Here is a 627-nt window from a genome sequence, read left to right on the forward strand (position 1 = left end):
CCTGCGTGTGTGTGACCGTGTTCTCACCCGTCGCCTTGTCGGCGATCTCCGTCACAGAACCGCTCTGCACGCCCGAAGTGATGACCGGTGCGTCGTTGGTGCCGGTGATCACGATCGTCACGGTCTGTTTCGCCGTGCCGCCGTGACCGTCATTGATGGTCACGTCGTAGGTCTGCGTCAGCGACTGGCCGGCCTGCAGCGAGTCGATGACACCGTCAGCAACCTTGAAGGTCCAGCCGACCGAGTTGCCCGACTGGTTGACCGGGTCGAGCGCGAACTTGCCGAGATAGCCTTCGCCGTTCGCCTTGAAGCTGGCGCTATGGGTGTCCAGCGTGTCGACATCGGCGAAAGCCACTTTGCCGGCGTTGACGTGCACCACTGAGTTCTCGCCGGCCGCACCGTCGCCGCGCTCCGTGACCGTGGCGCTCTGCGCACCCGAGGTGATGACCGGTGCATCGTTCGTCCCGGTGATCGCGATCGTTACGGTCTGCGCCACGATCCCGCCATGGCCGTCATTGACGAACACGGTGTACTTCTGCGTCAGCGTCTGGCCGGCCTGCAGCGAGTCCAGCACGCCGTCGGCGACCTTGAAGTTCCAGCCGATCCTGTCAGCTGCCTGATCGACCG

Annotated in this window: 1 protein-coding gene; it reads right to left on the reverse strand. The window is 64.4% G+C overall.

The window, feature by feature from the left end; all coding sequences use genetic code 11:
- Window positions 1-627, reverse strand: a 627-nt coding sequence (locus tag IB277_RS37630; RefSeq protein ID WP_210339739.1) for a VCBS domain-containing protein, incomplete at both ends; no start/stop codon positions are given.

It is taken from the genome of Ensifer sp. ENS07 (assembly GCF_014852185.1).
Taxonomy (GTDB): domain Bacteria; phylum Pseudomonadota; class Alphaproteobacteria; order Rhizobiales; family Rhizobiaceae; genus Ensifer; species Ensifer adhaerens.